Origin of the sequence: Nocardia colli (assembly GCF_008704205.1) — a bacterium.
Taxonomy (GTDB): domain Bacteria; phylum Actinomycetota; class Actinomycetes; order Mycobacteriales; family Mycobacteriaceae; genus Nocardia; species Nocardia colli.
Genome location: NZ_VXLC01000014.1, coordinates 306,916 through 326,989 on the forward strand (window position 1 = coordinate 306,916; position 20,074 = coordinate 326,989).

A 20,074-nucleotide genomic window follows, 5' to 3' on the forward strand; every position below is an offset into this window, starting at 1 on the left:
ATGATTCGATGTTCCGGGGCCCAAATGCGCAACGATTCGTTGTTCCTGGCGCAATAGTAGGCGAATTACCGTCGTGTGAGCAGCAAGTTCGCGCCGACCCACCGGGAGACACGTTGACCTCCGTAGCCACGCTCCGCGCCGAGTCCACCACCCGTAAGCCGTCGCCGCGACGGTTCGTCATGTGCCGTCCGGACTACTTCGACGTCACCTACTGCATCAATCCGTGGATGGATCCGGACGCACCGGTCGATCCCGCCCTCGCCCTGTTGCAGTGGGAAACCCTGCGCGCGACCTACGAGGAGTACGGGCACAAGGTCGACGTGGTGCCCGGCGTCCCCGGCCTGCCCGACATGGTGTTCGCGGCCAACGGCGGCCTCATCGTCGGTGACCGCGCGATGTCGGCCCGGTTCACCCACGTCGAGCGGGCCGCCGAGGGCCCGGCCTATCACAACTGGTTCGCCCAGCACGGCCTCGCCGGACTGGTCGACGCCCAGGAGATCAACGAGGGCGAAGGCGACTTCCTCCTGGTCGGCGACCGGATGCTGGCCGGCATGGGCTTCCGCAGCTCGCCCGCCGCGCACCAGGAAGTGGCGCAACACTTTTCCCGCGAGGTGGTGTCCCTCGAGCTGGTCGACCCGCGCTTCTACCACCTCGACACCGTCCTGCTGCCCCTCGACCCGACCACCATCGCCTACTTCCCCCCGGCCTTCAGCCCCGCCAGCCAGGCCGTGCTCACCGACCTCTATCCCGACGCCATCGTCGCCACCGACGCCGACGCCGAGGTCCTCGGCTTGAACGGCGTCTCCGACGGCCTCAACGTCTTCCTCAGCGACAAGGCCACCGCCCTGTCCGAAGAACTGCGCGCCCGCGACTACAACCCCATCGGCATCGACATGTCCGAGCTCCTCAAGGCCGGCGGCAGCGTCAAGTGCTGCACCCTGGAAATCCACGAGTAGCCGCTTCTCCCAACGGGACACGGTCGCGGCGAGCCGCCACCTCCGCGACCGCATCCCGTTGATCACGGAAACGCCCGGTGGTGCGCAGCGTTTCCTGACCAACGGCACATGGTCGCGGCCCGCTGCCGGGCGCCGCCGCCACCATGTGCCGTTGACCATGAACACCGACGGATCCTGCGTCGCGCCGGACGGCGGCTCGCTCTTACGCGCGCTCGGCGTCAAAGCTGCGGAGCATGACTTGCCTTCGCGCCCTTTTCATTCCGCGTTCCGGTGGCGTGTCGAGCGCATGGCCACTTTCCGCCCGATGTCGGTCAGGTCGGTCGTTGACTTCAGAGACCGCCGGCGAGCACGACGTCGATCGGGGTGCCTCGGAGTGGTCGCAGCCGCTACCTTCGTGGGTTGTTGCTGCATATGCAGATCCGCCAAATTGGCTGCTCCACAGTCGGACTGGCAAGGTTAGGGCGTCTTCGTTGAGGGCTGGCGATGGTCAAATTCGGTGGCCACGACGTCAGCGACGGTGCCTGGGGGTGGTCGCAGCCTCTAACTTTCGTGGGCCGATGCTGTGTGCAGATGCGTCAAATCAGCGGCCCTGCAGTCGGGCTGGCGAAGGTCGGGTGTCTACGTCGAGGACTGGCGGTAGCCGGATTCGGTGGCTATGACGTCGGTGGCGGGGGTTTGGGGGCGGCCGCAGCGGCGGTCGCAGCCGGACCAGTGTTGGCGGCCTGCGACGGTTAGTTCGTTTGCGGGGAGTATTGGGATGTCTTGGTGGGTGCGGGGATTGGGGGTTGGGGGGAGGACTCGGCCGGATTCGACGGCGGCGGTTGCGTCGGCGCGGACGTCGGTGAGGGACTTCGCGCAGCCTGGGCGGCCTGCGCAGGCGCTGACCTGGAGCCAGGGGGAGTTGGCGTCGAAGATGAGGTCCATGGGGGCCAGTACTCGGACGACTTGTTCGGCGGTCCATTCGTCCAGGTCGGGGAGGACGAGGCTGCGCCAGGGGGTGATGAAGACGGGGCGTTCGACGGCGGCGATGAATTCGGCCGTGCGGGCGGGGAGGGAGCCGAGGCGGACACCGGCGCCCAGGGCGACCAAGCCGTTGTCCTGGTCCAGCCAGCCGATCGGAATATTCTGGGCCGCAGTGAGTTCCACACGATCGGCGGCGCGGTTGAGGCCGAGTAGTTCGGCGACCTGATCGGCCCCGTTCTCGATTTCGTGCAGCCGCCACCGGCCCGCCTCGTCACCGCGCAGGTCGAGGAATCCGTGTGCGGCGGCGAGCATGACATCCACCGCGTCGGCCGCCGAGATCCGAATACCGGAATCACGCCCGGCCAGTATCAGGGCGAATTCGTCTGTCCCCGTGGCATGTACGCCGATATCGCCGCCGAGACCACTGACGTCCCCGCGCCCGTCGTCCAGCGTGAACAACACCCGCCCAGGCAACTCGGCCAGTCGCGGACCGGCCAGCAACCCGGCATCGAGGACCGGAACCAGCCCGTGCACATCCGCCGAACCACCGATCCGTCCGGACAACGGCGACGCGACAATATTGCGCACCCGCTCGTGACTGTGGCTCGGCAGCAACCCCGCCGCCTCGAGCCGCCCCGTCAACTCACCCGCGTCCCGCACCTGCCGCAACTGAATGTTCCCGCGCGACGTCAGCTCGATATTCCCGTCCCCGAGCTCCCGCGCCGCCTCCGCCAACACCACCAACTGCCCCGGCTTCACCTGCCCACCGGGCACCCTGACCCGCGCCAACGGCCCATCAGCCGCCTCATGCAGCCGCAGCACACCGGGACAAGAATCCGGAACCCGTCGAGTCATAGTCCAACCAGGGTACGTACTGGCATCCGCGCACGTGTCAGCGCGGCGATTCGGTGTGCGGGAAATAAGAAGATGTGCGGCTGTGGGGCGATCGCTAATGTGAGACATATGTCTGAAATCTCTACCCTGGCAGATCGGCTCGCGATCATCGATGTGGTCACCCGGATGTTCGTCTACACCGATCAAGGCCGCTGGCAGGACCTGGTCGACGCGGTTTTCACGCCGAAGGTCGATTTCGACGGCGGGTTCGGCGGGCCGGTCGGCGAACGTGACGCCGCCGACATCGTCGAGGACTGGAAGGTCGGGCTCGGCGATCTGGACGAGGTCCATCATCAGTCCGGTAACCATCTGATCGATCTGGCCGACGACACGGCCACGGTGCACGCCGACGCGATCGCCGTGCACGTGAAGAACTCCGCTACCAACGGCAAGACCCGCACGTTCGTCGGCAGCTACGACATCGCCACCGAGCGTACCCCGAATGGTTGGCGGGTCAACAAGTTCCACTACCACCTCAAGGTCATCGACGGGAACGCCGACTTGACCTGACCTGGTCGCGGTCGCATCGGCACTCACTCCGGGCGCCGACGCGACCGCGCATTCGTCCGCTTTGATGCTACCGAACCTGCCGCGAGCCGATTCGACTCCGACTGTCGCGCAGGCTCATCCGAATCGAATTCCGACATGGGCCCTGACCGATCGGGTCAGCGCTCACCGGCCACGCTTGTCGCCGCCAGCTCCGGCGTCGGACCGTCATCCACGCTTCCCCGAGCCCGCCCCGGCACCCAAATACCAACGAGCACAGCCGCACCGAACGCCAAATACCCCAGCGCAAGGCAAGACTGCTGCGCACCATGAATGAACGCCCCTTTGGCGAACTCGACCAGCGGCTGCGCCTGCGGCCCCACCCGATCGGCGACTTGCAATGCCGCAGCGAGCGAATCGGACACCGGCCCACGCGCCGCCTCGGGCAGCCGGGGGAGCGCGGGCGCGATCCGATCGGAATATCCCGCGGCAAGAATGCTGCCCGCCACCGCAATCCCGATCGCGGCCCCGATCTCCCGAGCCGCATCGTTGACCGCCGCTGCGACACCGTGCTTTTCGACCGGCGTCCCCGCGATGATCGCGGCAGTCGCCGGGGCAGTGCACATTCCGAGCCCGGTGCTCATCACCAGCAACGGCCACAGCAGATCGAAATAACTACTGTCGACGGTCAGCCGGGACACCGCGATCAACCCGGCCCCGAGCACAACCAGCCCGGCGAACGTCGGCAACCGCAACCCGACCCGCTCGGCCACCCACGGCGCGACCGCCGAAATCGCCACCAGCGGAACAACCATCGGCGCCATCGCCAACGCCGACACCAACGGCCGATACCCGAGAATCAACTGCAAGAACTGCACCAGCAGCATGAAAACCCCGAAGGTGACCAGGAATTGGACGGTCACCGACATCGTCCCCGCCGCGAATCCACGCCTGGCGAACAGCCGGACATCCAAAAGCGGATGCGCGACCCGGAATTCGACCACGGTGAAGATCCCCGCCGCGACCACCCCGCCGACGAACGCCGCGATCACCAACGGATCCGCCCACCCCCGCGCGGGCGCTTCGATCGCCGCCACCACGATCAACCCGACCGCCGCCGCCGACGTCACCGCACCCCACAGATCCAGCGCAGGCCGCTCCTGATCGACCGATTCGGGAATCGTGCACCCGGCGATCATCAGCACCACCCCGGCCACCGCCATGGCAAGAAATATCGACACCCACGACCACCGCTCGAGCAGCAACCCCGATCCGACGATCCCGAGCACCGCGCCCGCCCCCGCGACCCCGGCCCACAGCCCAACCGCATTACCCCGCCGCGACTCCGGAAACCCAGCGGTCAGCAACGACAACGTCGACGGCATCACCAACGCCGCGCCCACCCCGGCAACCGCCCGCGACCCGATCAACCAGCTCGGACTGTCGAAAACCAGCGGCGCGGCCGAAGCCAACGCGAACACGAACAACCCGACGACCAGCACCACCCGCCGCCCATACCGATCCCCGAGCGCCCCCGCCGGCAACACCAGGCAGGCCAACGCCAACGTGTACCCGTCCACGATCCAGGTCAGCTGCTGCTGCGACGCACCGGTAGCCGTCGCGATCTCCGGCAACGCCGTATACAACGCCGCCATCGACGCGACCACCAACGCCACCGCGGAACAGGAGAGCCCCAGCATCCACCGCTGGGCCGCGGACAACCGCTCGGAATCCATCGAGCCCTCCTGACGTAACAGAACTACCAGTATCGCTACGCTACTATCAGTAGCATAAGTCTGGTGAGTGGCGATAGCCCCGGCAGAAAAGGAATGCTTCGACCCATGACCCCGACAGAGGACGTCGACCCGCGCAAGGTGCGTTCCCGCGCCCGGCTGCTCGACGCCGCGGCCGCGTTGCTGAAATCCGGTGGCGTCGAGGCGGTCACCATCGAGGCGGTGACCCGCGCCTCCAAGGTCGCCAAAACCACGCTGTACCGGCATTTCGACAACGCCATGCACCTGCGCGCCGCCACCCTCGAACGCCTGCTGCCGCCGGTCATCGACGCGCCGCCGGCCGGGCCGCTGCGCGACCGCCTGATCGAATTGCTCAGCAGGCAAGCCGAAGTCGTGAACGAGGCGCCGCTGCAACTGTCCACTCTCGCCTGGCTGGCCACCGGCACCGAGCACGGCGACACCGGTCCCGCGCTGTCGTCGCTGCGGCATCGACTGCTCCAGCAGTACCGCCAACCCTTCGACGACCTGCTCGACACCCCCGAAGTCCGCGCCCAGCTCGGCGAATTCGACCTCGAACTCGCACTCACCCAACTGGTCGGCCCGATCGTGTTCGCCAAACTGATCGGCATCGAGCACGCCACCCCCGCCGACTGCGTCCGCATCGTCGACGACTTCCTCGCGGCCCGCGCGGCGACCGCCTGAACCGACCCGCGCGGCACGGCAGGTAGCATCTGCATGCTCGGCGGGCGACGAGGAAACCGGTGGAAATCCGGTGCGGTCGCGCCACTGTGAAAAGCCAGACCCTCTCCGCTGAGCAGCAACCCCGATGGGCGCGTAACCCGAGGAAGGCCGTCACCTGTGATTCTGCTGCTGTCCACGTCCGACACCGATCTGCTGAGCGCCCGCGCGAGCGGCGCCGAGTACCGGTGGGGCAACCCCGCTCGACTGCTCGTGGACGACCTGCCCGCGCTGCTCGACGGCGCCGATCTGGTGATCGTGCGCATCCTCGGCGGCAAGCGCGCCTGGGAGGACGGTCTCGACGCGATCCGGGCCAGCGGCATCCCGATGGTCGCGCTCGGCGGCGAGATCGCGCCGGACGCCGAGCTGATGGAATGCTCGACCGTGCCCGGCGGTGTGGCCGCCGACGCGCACAACTACCTGGCCGCCGGCGGATCGGAAAACCTGCGGCAACTGCACAACTTCCTCTCCGACACGGTCCTGCTCACCGGCCACGGCTTCGAGCCGCCGGTGCAGCTGCCGAGCTGGGGTGTGCTGGAACGGGTTTCGGCCGAGCCGATCGCCGATCAGCCCACCGTCGCGGTGATCTACTACCGCGCACAGCATCTCGCCGGGAACACCGGCTACATCGACGCCCTCTGCCACGCGATCGAGGCCGCCGGCGCACGCGCACTGCCGCTGTACTGCGCCTCGCTGCGCACCGCCGAGCCGGAACTGCTTGCGACACTGCGCCAAGCCGACACCCTGGTGGTGACCGTGCTCGCCGCGGGCGGCACCAAGCCCGCCACCGCCTCGGCCGGCGGCGAGGACGAGGCCTGGGACGTCGGCGCGCTCGCCGACCTGGATGTGCCCATCCTGCAAGGCCTCTGCCTGACCAGCGGCCGCGCCCAGTGGGCGGCCAACGACGACGGCCTGTCCCCGCTCGACGTCGCGACCCAGGTCGCCGTCCCCGAGTTCGACGGCCGGATCATCACGGTCCCGTTCTCCTTCAAGGAGTTCGACGCCGACGGCCTGTCCACCTACGTCCCGGACGCCGAACGCGCGGCCAGGGTGGCCGGCATCGCGACCCGCTACGCCCGGCTGCGGCACATCCCCGCCGACCGCAAGCGCGTCGCGCTGATGCTGTCCGCCTACCCGACCAAGCACGCCCGCATCGGCAACGCGGTCGGCCTCGACACCCCCGCCAGCGCGATCCGCCTGCTCACCGAAATGCGCACCGCCGGTTACGACCTCGGCGCACCCGGCGAGATCCCCGGCCTGGACGAGCAGGACGGCGACGCGCTCATCCACGCGCTCATCGCCGCGGGCGGCCAGGATCCGGACTGGCTGACCGCGGAACAGCTGGAGGGCAACCCGATCCGGATCAGCGCGGCGGCCTACACCGCGTGGTTCGACACCCTGCCCGAGGATCTGCGCGAGGCCATCGTCGAGTCCTGGGGCCCGCCGCCGGGCGAGCTCTACGTGGACCGTTCCGCGGACCCGAAGGGCGAGATCGTCATCGCCGCACTGCGTTTCGGCAACGTCGTGCTGATGGTGCAGCCGCCCCGCGGATTCGGCGAGAACCCGGTCGCGATTTACCACGACCCGGATCTGCCGCCCAGCCATCATTACCTGGCGGCTTATCGGTGGCTCAGCGCCCCTGAAGGTTTCGGCGCCGACGCGATGGTGCACCTCGGCAAGCACGGCAACCTGGAGTGGCTGCCCGGCAAGACGCTCGGCATGTCCGCCTCCTGCGGCACCGACGCCGCCCTCGGCGACCTGCCGCTGATCTACCCGTTCCTGGTCAACGACCCGGGCGAAGGCACCCAGGCCAAGCGCCGCGCGCACGCCACCCTGGTCGACCACCTGATCCCGCCGATGGCCCGCGCCGAAAGCTACGGCGACATCTCGCGTTTGGAGCAGCTGCTCGACGAGCACGCCAACATCTCCACCCTCGACCCGGCCAAACTGCCCGCCATCCGCCAGCAGATCTGGACGCTGATGCGCGCGGCCAAGATGGACCACGACCTCGGTCTGGCCGAACGCCCGGATGAGGACGTCTTCGACGACATGCTGCTGCACGTCGACGGCTGGCTGTGCGAGATCAAGGATGTGCAGATCCGCGACGGCCTGCACATCCTCGGCCAGGCGCCGGCGGGTGAGAGCGAGGTCGACCTGGTGCTTGCCATGCTGCGCGCCCGCCAGCTGTGGGGCGGCGAGCGGAACGTGCCCGGCCTGCGTGAAGCGTTGGGGCTGGACGAATCCGGCACCGAGGTGCGCGGTCGAGTCGACGTCGTGGAGAGCCAGGCGCGGGGCCTCGTCGCCGCGCTCCAGGCGGCCGACTGGTCGGCGGAAGCGGTCGACCGACTCGTCGACGAGTTCGCCGGCGCACTCCTCGCCACGGCCGGCTCCGGATCCGCCGCACAGTCGTCCGCGGCCGCGCACGCCGACCTCGCCACCGCGGACGCGGTCCTGACCACCGACCCGCGGCTCGCCGACGTGCGCGCCGTACTCCGTTTCGCCGCAACCGAAGTCGTCCCGCGCCTGCGCCAGACCACGGTCGAGGTCGACCGCGTCCTGCACGCCCTCAACGGCGGCTTCATCCCCGCGGGCCCCAGCGGTTCACCGCTGCGCGGCCTGATCAACGTCCTGCCGACCGGCCGCAACTTCTACTCCGTCGACCCGAAGGCCGTCCCGTCGCGCCTGGCCTGGGAAACCGGTCAGGCCATGGCGGATTCGCTGCTGGAGCGGTATCTGGCCGATCACGGCGAGTACCCGCGCTCGGTGGGCCTGTCGGTGTGGGGCACCTCGGCGATGCGCACCTCCGGCGACGACATCGCCGAAGTTCTTGCGCTGCTGGGCGTCCGGCCGGTGTGGGACGAGGCGAGCCGCCGGGTCACCACCCTGGAAGTGATCTCGCTCGACGAATTGGCCCGTCCGCGTATCGATGTCACGGTGCGCATCAGCGGCTTCTTCCGTGACGCCTTCCCACATGTCCTCGCCCTGCTCGACGACGCGGTGCGGATGGTCGCCGAGCTCGACGAGCCCGCCGAGTCGAATTACGTTCGCGCGCATGCCGAGGCCGACCTGGCCGAGCACGGCGACGCCCGCCGCGCCACCACCCGCATCTTCGGTTCCAAGCCGGGCACCTACGGCGCGGGCCTGTTGCAGCTCATCGATTCGAAGAGCTGGCGCACCGACGACGACCTCGCGCAGGTCTACACCACCTGGGGCGGCTACGCCTACGGGCGCGACCTGGACGGCGCACCCGCCGCCGACGACATGCGCACCGCCTACCGCCGAATCGCGGTGGCGGCCAAGAACACCGACACCCGCGAACACGACATCGCCGACTCCGACGACTACTTCCAGTTCCACGGCGGCATGGTCGCCACCGTGCGCGCGCTCACCGGCAAGAACCCCGAGGCCTACATCGGCGACAGCACCCGCCCGGACGCGGTGCGCACGCGCACGCTCTCCGAGGAGACCTCCCGGGTCTTCCGTGCCCGCGTGGTGAACCCGCGCTGGCTCGAGGCCATGCGCAGGCACGGTTACAAGGGCGCGTTCGAGATGGCGGCGACGGTCGACTATCTGTTCGGCTACGACGCCACCACCAACGTGGTCGCCGACTGGATGTACGAGAAGCTCGCGGAGAGCTACGTTTTCGACGAGGTGAACCGCAAGTTCATGGAGCAGTCCAACCCGTGGGCGCTGCACGGCATTGCCGAGCGGCTGCTGGAGGCCGCCGAGCGGGACCTGTGGGAGCATCCGGAGCAGGCGACGCTGGATCGGTTGCGTCAGGTCTACTTGGAGACCGAAGGGGAATTGGAATAGCTCGAAAATCAACCCCCCAATTATTGGGGGAGTTCGAATTACCTGATCTTGCAAGGCAATTCGATCTACCGAATTCTCTCGACAACTCTCTCGCCAAGGGAGCATGATCGAGGGTGTTCCATGGCCGTTTTCGGGGAAACGCCAATCGAATCGGTTAGATGATTGGAAAGCCTTATGAATATCAGGAAATTCGTAGCAACCGCGGTGCTCACCATTGCCGCTACGGGCGTCGCGGCCGCCACCGCGCACGGTCAGGCCGAAGTGGCCGACGCCGCGTTCAACGGCGTCGATCACGGTGTCGCCTACACGGCGGCGGTCGCGCCCGACCACTCGAGCGCGACGCTCACGCTGGCCTCCGGCACGTTCGTGCTGACGCCCGATCAGGGCGTCTCCGTGCTGGCGCCGGACGGGTCGGTGGTCGCCACCGTGCCGACCACGATGCAATCGGTGTCCGGTCAGCAGGTGCGGGTCGCACCGGAAGTGAACGCCGCCGCAACCACTTTGACGTTGACGCCGGCCGGTGCGGCCAGCCCGGAGCCGGGTGCGCCGCAGTTCATCGGTGATGCGGGCACCACCGTGGCCGGGGTGTTGATCGGCTGTGCGATCGGGTTCTTGATCGGTCTGATCTTCGCCATTATCGGGGCCATCCCCGGCTGCATCATCGGCGGAATCATCGGTGGCATCGCGGGCGCCAACCAGCCCTAGCGGGGAATTACGAAAGTGACCGCCCGGCCGCGATCGGCGTATACCGCCGGTCCGGTCGGCTTTCGCTTTATCGGCGAATTATGCTGCGCCGGTGTTTCATCGAGGACCGGCCGCCCGGCGGAATCGCTCGGCGGTCGCCAGCAGCTGGTCGGCCAGTTCGGGGGCGTCCAGCACCTCGAACTCGACATCGGCCAGCGCGAGGTAGTACGTGAGCAGTTGCGGCGAATCCGAACCCACCTGCACCACACAGTGTTCCGGCCCGTCCGGCTCGACCGTCACCGCCGCCGGAAGCCGCGCCCGGATCTCCTCGGCCGGCGCGGCCATCCGCACCGCCGCACGATAACGCCAGGTCGCCGCGCCCACCCCGCGCTGCACCCGCTCGGCGATCTCCGCCTCCGGCACCTCGCGCGGCGTGAACCGCGGGCCGTTCGGCGTTTTCGGCGTGATCCGATCCACCCGGAACGTGCGCCAATCGCCGCGTCCGGGATCCCACGCCGCCAGATACCAGTGACCGCGCCAGTGCACCAACCGATGTGGCTCCACATCGCGACGCGCCGGTGTGCCGGAATGTGATTCGTAGTCGAACCGCAATCGCTCGCTCGCGCGGATCGCGCCGGCGACCGCGGTGAGCACGGCGGCGTCGACCGTCGGCTTGCCTACCCCGGGCACGTGCACGGTCGCGGAAGTCAACGCCTGCACCCGATTACGCAGTCGCGACGGCAACACCTGCTGCAACTTCACCAGCGCCCGCACCGAGGTCTCCTCGATCCCGGTGACCGCTCCGTTGGCGGCGGTGGCCAGCCCGACCGCCACCGCGACGGCCTCGTCGTCATCGAGCAGCAGCGGCGGCAACGCGGAGCCCGCGCCGAGCCGATAGCCGCCCGCCACACCGGGAGTGGCATGCACCGGGTAGCCGAGGGTCCGCAGTCGCTCTACATCGGTGCGCACGGTGCGGGTGGACACCCCGAGGCGCTCGGCCAGGACCGGCCCGGTCCAATCACGATGCAGTTGCAGCAGCGACAGCAGCCGGAGCAGTCGCGCGGAGGTCTCCAACATGCGTCGATCATCGCAGCAATCGCGGAAGAGAGCCTTCCGCGATGGTCCGGGGTGCCGGCTTCGCGCTCAGCCGACGACGGCGTTCATGATCGTGCCCGCGCTCGTGGCGACCACCCCGCCGATCATCGCCCCGGCGATCATCTTCGGCGAGTCCAGCGGGCCGCCCTGCCACTTCTCCCACGCGAAACGTCCACCGGCGTAGGTGATTCCGCAGACCCCGGACAACAGCACCAGCCAGGTGAGGTAGCGAACCATCTGCAAGATCTTGTCCGAGACCGGCGGCGCTTCCGGGGTCGGATTGCCGATCTGGGCGAGGAGGGCGTCGTGCACAGCGAAGATGACCATGAATACGCTCGCTTCGGGGTCGATGTGGCGGCCGCTCGAGCCGCCACTGGCGCGTTGTCTGGGTGATAGCCATGCTTGTACCGGACAGTATGTGCGGCGCCGACGATTTCGTGGAGCGTACGGAAGAACCTGTCTGGAATGTCCGATCAGCGGTGTGGGCGCACGGATTCCGGCCGCGCCGGGACGTTCACCGTGGCATCGGTGAGGTGCGCGAGCACGAACGGAACGGCCACCGTTTCGAATCCCTGCGGAACATCGAGCACGGGATGCACATTCACCTCGAACACCGCGCCGCCGCGTTCGGGCACCAGATCGACGCCGCCGAACGGTAGCCCGACCGATGCTGTCGCCCGCACCGCGAGTTCGCGGAGATGCTGGGGGAGGACGTCGGGCGCGAGCACGGTCGAGATCGCGCCGCGTGATTCGTTGCAGGGGGCGTCCGGGTCGGTCTGGACGTGCTCGCACACCCGCAGCACCCGCTCGCCGAGCACGACGACGCGGTATTGATGGCGTCGGCCGTGTTCGTCGAAGTTGTGCGCGTCGCGGGTGAGCAGCCAGCTGCTGCCGATGCGCCGGTAGTGCTCGCACGCCGCGTGCAGTCGGGCCGCGGTGGTGATGTGGAAGACGTCGCGTCCGCCGAAGCCGACGGCCGGCCGGGCCCACACGTTGCGGCCGAGCCGGTCGAAGGCGGTCAGGGCGGTGGCCAGGGTCGGGCGATCGAGCACGAGCGACTCCGCCTGGGCGATGCCCGCGGCGCGGAAGCGATCGACCGTGTGCCGCTTGTCGGTGGCATTTCGCCACGCCTGCGCGTCGGCGCCGAGGCAGGGAATGCCGCTACGGGCGACGTCGGCTTGAAAACGGGTGAATCGACTCCGATCGTGCGGCGGTATCTCGTAGACGATGAGCACGGACGGCTGCACGTCGAGCGCTTCGGACGGGATCACGAGCCGGCCGTCGAGTCGCAACGCGCCATCGCCGCCGTCGTAGAAATGTCGCGCGTCGAGAATCAGCGGTGCGGCGCCGGTGACCAGTTCGACGGCGCGGGCGAGCTGAGCCGAACTGCCTTCGGCGGAGCTCTGATCGGTCATCACCACGACGTCGCTGCTACTTGGCATCGTGCATCACGTCCTGCGGCCGGGGCGAATCCACTATCGAGACAGTGTCACTCCGCGACGCTGCGGTGACCACGGCCGATGCCACACCGGCCTGATCGTTACCATACCGGACCTTCGGCTTGCCGAAAGCTATTCGGCTGCAACCGAAGTCCGGGATCACCCCGGATCAGGAACGCGCCACCCGGAATCCGACGTCGTCCAGGCGCAGCGTCGGGTGACTGCGCCGGCGCACCGAGGCGCGGCAGCTCCAGTGCTCGTCGAACCAGCCGCCGCCGCGCAATACCCGGTAGGAGCCGTAGATTTCGGCGTCGTAGATGTCCCAGCACCAGTCCCAGGTGTTGCCGAGCATGTCGTGCAGGCCCCACGCATTGGGGCGCTTACCGCCGACCTCGTGCACGTGTTCGTCGGAATTTCCCCGGTACCAGGCGATTTCGTCGAGTTCGCCGTAGCGCGGTCCGGTGCTGCCCGCGCGGCACGCGTGCTCCCACTCGGCCTCGGTGGGGAGCCGGTAGCCGTCGGCGGCGTCGTCCCACGCGGCGTTCTCGTCGTCGAGCCGATACGCGGGTGTCAGGCCCTCCTGGGCCGACAGGGCATTGCAGAACCGCAGCGTGTCCCACCACGAGACGCTGTCGACCGGCAGCCGGTCGCCTCGGCTGCTGCTCGGCCGCTGCGCGGTGACCTGCTCGTACAGCTCCTGTGTGACCGGGACCGCCGCCATCCGGAAGGGCGCGACCTCGACCGTCCAACTGCGCTGGGTGCGCCGATCCGACAGCGTCACCGTTCCCGCCGGGATGGTGACCAGCATGGTCAGGCTCGCGTCTCGGAGACCGGCTCGTCGTGTTCCAGCACGGGCCGCACCGGATCGGGGAACACGAACTTGCGCATCGCCCACCAGCGGAAGACGGTGGCCAGCAGCGTGCCGATGATGGTCGCGCTGACGAAGTCGGCGATGTTCTCCACCACCACCGACACGTGCGGGGTGCGCAGCTGGAACAGGTAGCTCGACACGGCCAGCGGCAGCTGGTTGATCACCATGCCGATGCTCGCCACCAGGAAGAACAGCGCCGCTTCGTGACGGCGCTCACGTCCGCCGCGCGCGGTGAACGCCCACTCGCGGTTCAGCACGTAGGAGACCACGGTGGCGATCAATACCGCGACCACGTTCGCGGTGACCGGCTTGCCTTCCAGGACAGTCCATTTCAACCCGAAGAAGAGCACCATGGTGGTGACGAAGGCGATTGCTCCGACGGTCAGGAATTTCAGCAACTCCGCGTTCCGCACGAACACGGACAGCATCCGGCTCGGCACGCGAGCGGCGACGATCTGGGCCAAGAACATCGGGACAGGCTATCCGAGGGGCAACTCGGCAGTAGCGGGCGGACCGTTGCCGGGCGGCGGCCCGGCGGCGAATTCTTGGTGCGCGGCAGGTGACGACGAGCGGAACAGTTTGGGCACGTTCCGGCGGCGGCGTTGCTATTTCGTTATCTGCGAACGACTTTCGGACGGCGATTCCGGTGCAAGCAGGTCGGTTCACTGCTAGTACAGATGCACGGGCACGCATGCGCACCGTGCGCGGCGTTGCTCGGTGCGCCGAACGGCCGGAAGTATGAAAGCCTCATGTATCGAGGCCGGGGCCCAGAGGAAATCACTCGGACATCGGTCGGCACGACGGCAGGGGCTTCAGCTATCAGCTGAGGCCCCCGCAGTGTTCCAGGACACAGTTAAATGCCCGGCCCGCGCCAATATTCGGGGTCGCGTCCGTAATCGCGAGTGGTGTACGCGCGGTCCCAGGGTGCGTCCGGGGCGAGTAATTCACGCCACGGGGCCACTTCCACGTAGAGGACGCGCATGGCGTTCAGCGAGCCGTAGTGCAATGCGGGGCCGTCGGTGGTAACGGCGTCGTCCGGCACCGCGACCTCGAAGTTGCGTTCCAGGGCGGCGCGCACGGTCGCCTCGATGCAGACATTGGTTTGCACGCCCGCGACGACCAGCCGGTGCACGCCGAGGTTGCGCAGTAGCGGCTCCAGTTCGGTGTAGGCGAAGAAGCTGTGCCGGGTCTTGGTCAGGACCAGATCGCCCGGCTGGGGTGCGACGGCGTCCATGATCTGGGCCTTCCACGCCTGATGCTCGCCGGACAGCTTCGGCACCAGATGCCTGCGCTGCTGTAGATGGCGGCGCGGGCGTGGTCCGGTGCCGACCAAGCCGGTCTGAGCCGCGACCATGCGGGAGTAGATGACGGGGAAGTCGCTGCGCCGGGCCTGGGCGGCCAGCGCGGCACATTCGCGGACCACCTCGTCGAGGCGCCAGATCGGCGGCCAGCCGAGTGCGTCGCGGACGCCGTCGTCGGCGATGTAGGTGTTCTGGAGGTCGAGCATGAGGACCGCGGTCTCGATCATCGGTGTCCTCCGCGTGCGTCGAGGGAGCCCTTTCTTCGAGGGTAAGGACTGCGCGGTGGGTGAGGTCGGGAAACGGGGCGATCAGACGCCGGGCGGCGCTTGCGAAGGAGCGCACGGGATTTGGCGCGGTGTGCCCGGGTCGAGGGCGTGCAGGGCGAGCGCGGTGACGGTGGGGTCGACCGAGACGGAGAGGTGGCCGGCTCGGTTCACCGGGCAGATGTCCTGCAGGACAATATTTGTCGCGTTCGGGGCCGGGCGCATGCCGCTGGTGTAGGGCTGGACCTGGATGTCGGTGGTGGTGACGATGTTGGTGTAGAGCACATTCGGTGCGTAGACGTCGCTGGCCTGGAGCCGGTTGATGAAGTCGGAGCCGGTGCGCAGGTCCGCGCAGGCGGCGCAGGTGGGATCGAGTGCCTGGTAGACGTCGCCGGGTACGCCCAGGATCGACAGCGGGGAATCGAGCGGTTCGGTGATCGCCGTGCCGTTCCAGATCGGCGCCAGATTGATCGACTGGTCGACGGCCGAGGCGCCGCCGCGGAACTGGAGATAACCGGCGCTGACCAACGTTCCCTCGGACCAGCTGAGCAGGTCCACTCGCTCGGTACTTGTCGCGGCACGTACTCGATCGGCGAATTGCTTCAATTCCGAACTGGATTCGTCGATCGGCGCGCGACCGCCGATGCCCGCGGCGATTCCGCGGTCGGTCGGATAGACGCCGTAGGTGAGCGCGAAGACGCAATAGCCTTCGTTCGCGAGCAGGGGAGCGAAGGTCTGCCAACTGTTTTCGCCGTTGCCGCTGAGGCCGTGCACCAGCACGACCGGTCGCGGGTGCGCGGCCGACGGGACGCAATTCCAATTGTTCGCTCCCGGTGGTGCGCCGGGCGGTGCGGTGGTCACGCTCGCGGAAACCATGGCGGCCAACGAATATGGGACCGGTAGTGGGTCGGCGGACGCGTTGCCGAGGGCCAGTGGGAGGGTGGCGACCACCGCCGCGGTGACGACCATTGTTCGACGCAGCACTGCTTACTTCCTTCGGTAGCGATTTCGGGATCGTTGGCGCTCAGGCGTATTCGACGGGTGCGCCGATTTCGACGATCACGCCGTTCGGGTCGCGGACCACGGCGACTCGTTGTCCCCATGGACGGGTCGTCGGCGCCAGCGCGCTGTGCGCGCCCGCCGCGAGTGCGTTCCGATAGGCGTCGTCGACGTCGGCCGTTTCGAGGAACACCCGAAAAGCGTTGGCGGGCCCTGGTTCCGCGAAGTCCTCGATCTTCCTCCAGTGTTCGATGGTGAGGCTCGGCGCCGAGGGACCCGGCGTCCACACACCCCGCCCGAGCACCACGAACGTGCCGTCCGGATCCGCGAACACCGGCCCCAATCCGAACGCCTTTTCATAGAACGCCGCCGTCACATCCACGTCGTCCACCATCAGCGTCACTCCACCGAAGTGCATAGGTCTGCTCCTCTAGAGAATCTTCAGCTATTTGGTAAGAATGATTACCATATAGTAGCTGTGATGGATTTCCCAGAGTTTCGGCGAACAGATCGAGAAGGGCGGATCGCGCGGGGGGTTACCCGATCGGCAGGTTCGCCAGCGCGGCGCCCATGCCCAAGATTCCGGCACCGAGCAGGGTGCTGACCACGCCTCGGCGCAGGCCGAGTAGCCAGCCTGCCGCGAGGGTGAGCACGCCGAACTGCCACATGTGGGTGAGTGCCGCCGCCAAGAGAACGGTCGACCCGCCGATTGCGCCGATCACCGCCGGCCCCGCCCCGTCGAAGAATGCCTGAACCGTTGCGCTGGATCGCAGCCGCTGAAAATGCGGCGCACCGACGACCACGAAAAGAAACGAGGGCGTGAACGCGAGCACGGCCGCCAGCAATCCGCCGGCGATTCCGCCTGCGGCGTAGCCGACGACCGCGACGGTCTGCACTACCGGACCCGGCGTGATCTGCCCCAACGCCACCGCATTGAGGAACTGGGCGTTGGTCATCCAGTGATAGTGATTCACCGCGTCGGCCTGCATGAGTGGGATGATCACAAACCCGCCGCCGTAGGACAGCGCACCGACTTTCACCGCCACCCACGCCAGCGCCCCCATGCCGGTCAGGCTCACCGGCGCGAACGTGAGCAGGGCCGGCAGTTGCGGAGCGCGGTCGGACCGCAAACGAGTTCGGACCCAGACCTCGATCGCCCCGCAGCCGATCAGCACCAGCACCAGCCATGGACCGAGCACAATCGTTGCGGCGCCGCCGAATACGAGATAGGCGGTCCATCGCAGCCGTTGACCGGGCCGGTCGGCGCGGGCCCGGCTGGCCGGGATCAGCCCGATGGCGGCGTGCGCGGCCACCGCCGCGACCGCAGCCCCCGCTCCGGCGGCCGCGCCGGTCACCCACCGCGGCGGAGTGCCGGACAGGAACAGTGTGGCCAACCCGAGGATCAGCACGAGCCCGGGAACGATGAAGCACAACGCGCCGACGACCGCCCCGGACACGCCCCGCAGGCGCCACGCGCAAAAGATCGCCAACTGGGTGGACGCCGGACCGGGCAGCAGATTCGTCGCCGCGATGCCGTCCTCGAATTCCGTTGCGCTGAGCCACTTCCGCTCGGTCACGCACAGCCTGCGCAGGAGCAGGATATGGGTGGGTGGCCCGCCGAATCCGATGCACCCGATCCGGGTCCACTCCCGTGCGATCGTGCCCAGCCCCACGCGTTGCGGCCGGTCGTCGACCGGGCGATCGGGATCGGTGCTGTTCATCCGATCCCGTCCGCTGATTCCATCAGGCCTCCTTGGCGGCGACGTCGAGGTAGCGCTGAAGATACAGCGGCCAGCCCGCCTCGTTGTCGACGCCGGAGCGGACCGCCTCCCATCCCTCGCCGTGGCGTTCGATGTTGCGGTGTTCGAGGTCGACGCGGGTGCGGTCCGGGCCTTCGGCGGTGAACGTGACTTCCACCTCGCTGGTCTTGTCCGGATCGGTCTCGATCTCCCAGCGGGCGTTGATATCCCAGCTGAACACCAGTCGATTCGGTGGGTCGTAGGCGAGCACCCGGGCCCAGCGACACTCGCTGCCGTCCTCGCCGCGGTCGTAGATGTGTCCGCCGACGCGCGGCTCGAACACCGTCTCGGCGATCGGGGAGGAGAGCAGGTTGTGCTCGCGCGGCTTGATCGCGTCGAACCGTTCGACGAACACCGCGAACGCGCGCTCCAATGGCGCGTTGACCATGACCTGCTGGTGCACCGGTTCGGCTTGGATATGAGTCATGACTTCTCCTGAATGTTGCTCGACCGCCTGTTGATACGTTTCGAGGGCGCGTCCCCAGAACCGGTCGAGCTGAGCGCGCAACGCGCCCATTCCCGCCGGATTCAGGTAGTAGATCCGCCGAGTACCGACGGCCTGGTCCAGAACCAACCCCGCGTTCTTGAGCACCTTCAAATGCTGCGAAACCGCAGGCCGGCTGATCGGCAACGCACCAGCGAGCTCCCCAAACGCCTGCGGCCTCTCCGCCAGGCGCTCCAAAATCGTGCGCCGCATCCGATCAGCAAGCGCACCCCATTCATCTCCTGCTCGGTAAGTATCTACGAACCGTAAGCCAACGCTTACCGAATGAGGTTGTCAAGACTTCCGGGGCCTGGAATGGGCAATTTGCAGGAGGTTCTGTATTGCGGAAGGAAATCTTCCGCAATGCCCTGGAGGGTGTTTCTCATGACGAACACAGCGATCCGCCCCTTCCGTATCGACATCCCGCAGGCCGAGATCGATGAGCTGCGTGCGCGATTGGCGCATGCTCGGCTGCCGCACGTGGTGCCGGGGACCGAAGACGATTGGGGGCGTGGCATTGCGCCCGGGTACCTCGCGGAGTTGGCGGAGTATTGGCGCGACGGGTTCGACTGGCGGGTGCAGGAGGCGAAGCTGAATGCCTATGACCAGTTCGTGACCGAAAGCGATGGGCAGGCAATTCATTTCTTTCATGTGCGGTCGGCGGAGGTGGGGGCGGTGCCGCTGTTGATCACGCACGGGTATCCGGGGTCGGTGGTCGAGTTTCTCGAGCTGATCGGGCCGTTGACGGATCCGGTTGCGTACGGGGGTGATTCGGCGGATGCGTTCCATGTGGTGATTCCGTCGCTGCCGGGGTTCGGGTTCTCCACGCCGTTGGCGTCGACCGGGTGGGAGCTGGCGCGGACGACGGATGCGTTCGCGGAGTTGATGACTCGGCTGGGGTACGAGAAGTTCGTGGCGCAGGGCGGGGATGTCGGCGCGGGGGTGACCGGGCGGTTGGCGGCGGTGTATCCGGAGCGGGTGATCGCGACGCACGTCAACAGTGATCGAGGCACGCTCGGGTTGGTGGGGGAGCAGTTGCCGATGCCGGACGGGCTGACCGACGAGGAGTTGGCGGCGATCAAGGAGGCGCAGGTGCGGTGGTCGGACCAGAAGGGTTATCTGGTGCTCCAGACGACGCAACCCAACGCGATCGCCGCCGCGTTGACCGACTCGCCGATCGCGCAGTTGGCGTGGATCGCGGAGAAGTTCCAGGTCTGGACCGATCCGGCGCGGACGGGCGGTGAAGCGGTGGATCGCGACGTCCTGCTGACCAATATCAGCATCTACTGGTTCACCCGCAGTGGTGCCTCGGCCGCCCAGTTCCTCTGGGAGACAGCTCATTCGGGTATGGACTGGGTCATGCCCTCCGGAGTGCCGCAAGGGTGGGCGGTGTTCAATACGAGCCCGCTCATGCGCCGGGTGATGAACCCCGGCGGGTCCATCGAGCACTTCACGGAGTACGCCGAGGGTGGGCACTTCGCCGCGTTGGAGACGCCGCGACTGTTCCTCGAGGATGTCCGGACGTTCTTCCGCGCGCATCGAGGTTGAGTCACGAA

The 20,074-nt window shown here is 67.7% G+C and carries 18 protein-coding genes and 1 pseudogene; 6 read left to right on the forward strand and 13 right to left on the reverse strand.

From position 1 onward, the window contains the following. Positions 1 to 113 precede the first annotated feature (113 nt). Positions 114 to 956 (forward strand): dimethylargininase, encoded by an 843-nt coding sequence (ddaH, locus tag F3087_RS25845; RefSeq protein WP_223885333.1) that lies wholly within the window; start codon positions 114 to 116, stop codon positions 954 to 956. Positions 957 to 1,574: 618 nt separating this feature from the next. On the opposite strand, the gene cobG is transcribed toward ddaH, so the two are convergent. Beyond that, positions 1,575 to 2,774, reverse strand: a complete 1,200-nt coding sequence (cobG, locus tag F3087_RS25850; protein WP_150404615.1) for a precorrin-3B synthase — start codon at positions 2,772 to 2,774, stop codon at positions 1,575 to 1,577. A gap of 108 nt (positions 2,775 to 2,882) precedes the next feature. On the opposite strand from cobG, the gene F3087_RS25855 reads away from it, so the two are divergent. Next, positions 2,883 to 3,323 carry a nuclear transport factor 2 family protein gene (locus tag F3087_RS25855; RefSeq protein ID WP_150404616.1) on the forward strand — a complete coding sequence of 147 codons (441 nt, stop codon included), beginning with the start codon at positions 2,883 to 2,885 and terminating at the stop codon, positions 3,321 to 3,323. 155 nt (positions 3,324 to 3,478) lie between these two features. Here the strand turns inward: F3087_RS25855 and F3087_RS25860 are convergent, their stop codons facing one another. Further along, positions 3,479 to 5,035 carry an MFS transporter gene (locus tag F3087_RS25860; RefSeq protein WP_150404617.1) on the reverse strand — a complete coding sequence of 519 codons (1,557 nt, stop codon included), beginning with the start codon at positions 5,033 to 5,035 and terminating at the stop codon, positions 3,479 to 3,481. A 105-nt stretch (positions 5,036 to 5,140) separates the two neighbouring features. On the opposite strand from F3087_RS25860, the gene F3087_RS25865 reads away from it, so the two are divergent. From F3087_RS25865 to F3087_RS25875, 3 genes are all read left to right on the forward strand, one after another. Further along, a complete protein-coding gene (locus tag F3087_RS25865; RefSeq protein WP_223885334.1) occupies positions 5,141 to 5,734 on the forward strand; it encodes a TetR/AcrR family transcriptional regulator in 594 nt (197 codons plus the stop codon). 156 nt (positions 5,735 to 5,890) lie between these two features. Further along, the gene (gene cobN / locus F3087_RS25870; RefSeq protein ID WP_150404618.1) at positions 5,891 to 9,583 is read left to right on the forward strand and encodes a cobaltochelatase subunit CobN; all 3,693 of its coding nucleotides are present in this window, start codon (positions 5,891 to 5,893) and stop codon (positions 9,581 to 9,583) included. A 174-nt stretch (positions 9,584 to 9,757) separates the two neighbouring features. After that, a complete protein-coding gene (locus F3087_RS25875) occupies positions 9,758 to 10,288 on the forward strand; it encodes a hypothetical protein (protein WP_150404619.1) in 531 nt (176 codons plus the stop codon). A gap of 96 nt (positions 10,289 to 10,384) precedes the next feature. Here the strand turns inward: F3087_RS25875 and F3087_RS25880 are convergent, their stop codons facing one another. The 11 genes and pseudogenes from F3087_RS25880 to F3087_RS46070 all read right to left on the reverse strand — a co-directional run. Next, the gene (locus F3087_RS25880) at positions 10,385 to 11,344 is read right to left on the reverse strand and encodes a helix-turn-helix transcriptional regulator (protein WP_150404620.1); all 960 of its coding nucleotides are present in this window, start codon (positions 11,342 to 11,344) and stop codon (positions 10,385 to 10,387) included. A 66-nt stretch (positions 11,345 to 11,410) separates the two neighbouring features. Continuing rightward, complete coding sequence (locus F3087_RS25885) at positions 11,411 to 11,689, reverse strand: hypothetical protein (RefSeq protein ID WP_150404621.1); 279 nt, start codon at positions 11,687 to 11,689, stop codon at positions 11,411 to 11,413. A 146-nt stretch (positions 11,690 to 11,835) separates the two neighbouring features. Further along, entirely contained in the window at positions 11,836 to 12,804 is a 969-nt protein-coding gene (locus tag F3087_RS25890) for an ATP-grasp domain-containing protein (RefSeq protein ID WP_150404622.1), read from the reverse strand. 166 nt (positions 12,805 to 12,970) lie between these two features. Then, positions 12,971 to 13,606, reverse strand: a complete 636-nt coding sequence (locus tag F3087_RS25895) for a formylglycine-generating enzyme family protein (protein WP_223885364.1) — start codon at positions 13,604 to 13,606, stop codon at positions 12,971 to 12,973. A gap of 5 nt (positions 13,607 to 13,611) precedes the next feature. Beyond that, a complete protein-coding gene (locus tag F3087_RS25900; protein ID WP_150404624.1) occupies positions 13,612 to 14,142 on the reverse strand; it encodes a GtrA family protein in 531 nt (176 codons plus the stop codon). A 383-nt stretch (positions 14,143 to 14,525) separates the two neighbouring features. Then, positions 14,526 to 15,200 (reverse strand): cysteine hydrolase family protein, encoded by a 675-nt coding sequence (locus F3087_RS25905; protein WP_150404625.1) that lies wholly within the window; start codon positions 15,198 to 15,200, stop codon positions 14,526 to 14,528. Between the two features lie 81 nt (positions 15,201 to 15,281). Continuing rightward, positions 15,282 to 16,220 carry an esterase/lipase family protein gene (locus F3087_RS25910; RefSeq protein WP_150404626.1) on the reverse strand — a complete coding sequence of 313 codons (939 nt, stop codon included), beginning with the start codon at positions 16,218 to 16,220 and terminating at the stop codon, positions 15,282 to 15,284. 40 nt (positions 16,221 to 16,260) lie between these two features. Then, positions 16,261 to 16,653, reverse strand: a complete 393-nt coding sequence (locus tag F3087_RS25915) for a VOC family protein (RefSeq protein WP_150404627.1) — start codon at positions 16,651 to 16,653, stop codon at positions 16,261 to 16,263. 118 nt (positions 16,654 to 16,771) lie between these two features. Further along, on the reverse strand, positions 16,772 to 17,956 hold the full coding sequence (gene chrA / locus F3087_RS25920; protein WP_150404628.1) for a chromate efflux transporter: 1,185 nt from the start codon (positions 17,954 to 17,956) through the stop codon (positions 16,772 to 16,774). Positions 17,957 to 17,978: 22 nt separating this feature from the next. Then, positions 17,979 to 18,461 (reverse strand): SRPBCC family protein, encoded by a 483-nt coding sequence (locus F3087_RS46065; RefSeq protein ID WP_191094157.1) that lies wholly within the window; start codon positions 18,459 to 18,461, stop codon positions 17,979 to 17,981. A 3-nt stretch (positions 18,462 to 18,464) separates the two neighbouring features. Beyond that, positions 18,465 to 18,779, reverse strand: a pseudogene (locus F3087_RS46070) (ArsR/SmtB family transcription factor); the annotation flags it as partial. 123 nt (positions 18,780 to 18,902) lie between these two features. Here F3087_RS46070 and F3087_RS25930 point away from each other — a divergent pair. After that, positions 18,903 to 20,066 carry an epoxide hydrolase family protein gene (locus F3087_RS25930; protein WP_150404630.1) on the forward strand — a complete coding sequence of 388 codons (1,164 nt, stop codon included), beginning with the start codon at positions 18,903 to 18,905 and terminating at the stop codon, positions 20,064 to 20,066. Positions 20,067 to 20,074 lie beyond the last annotated feature (8 nt).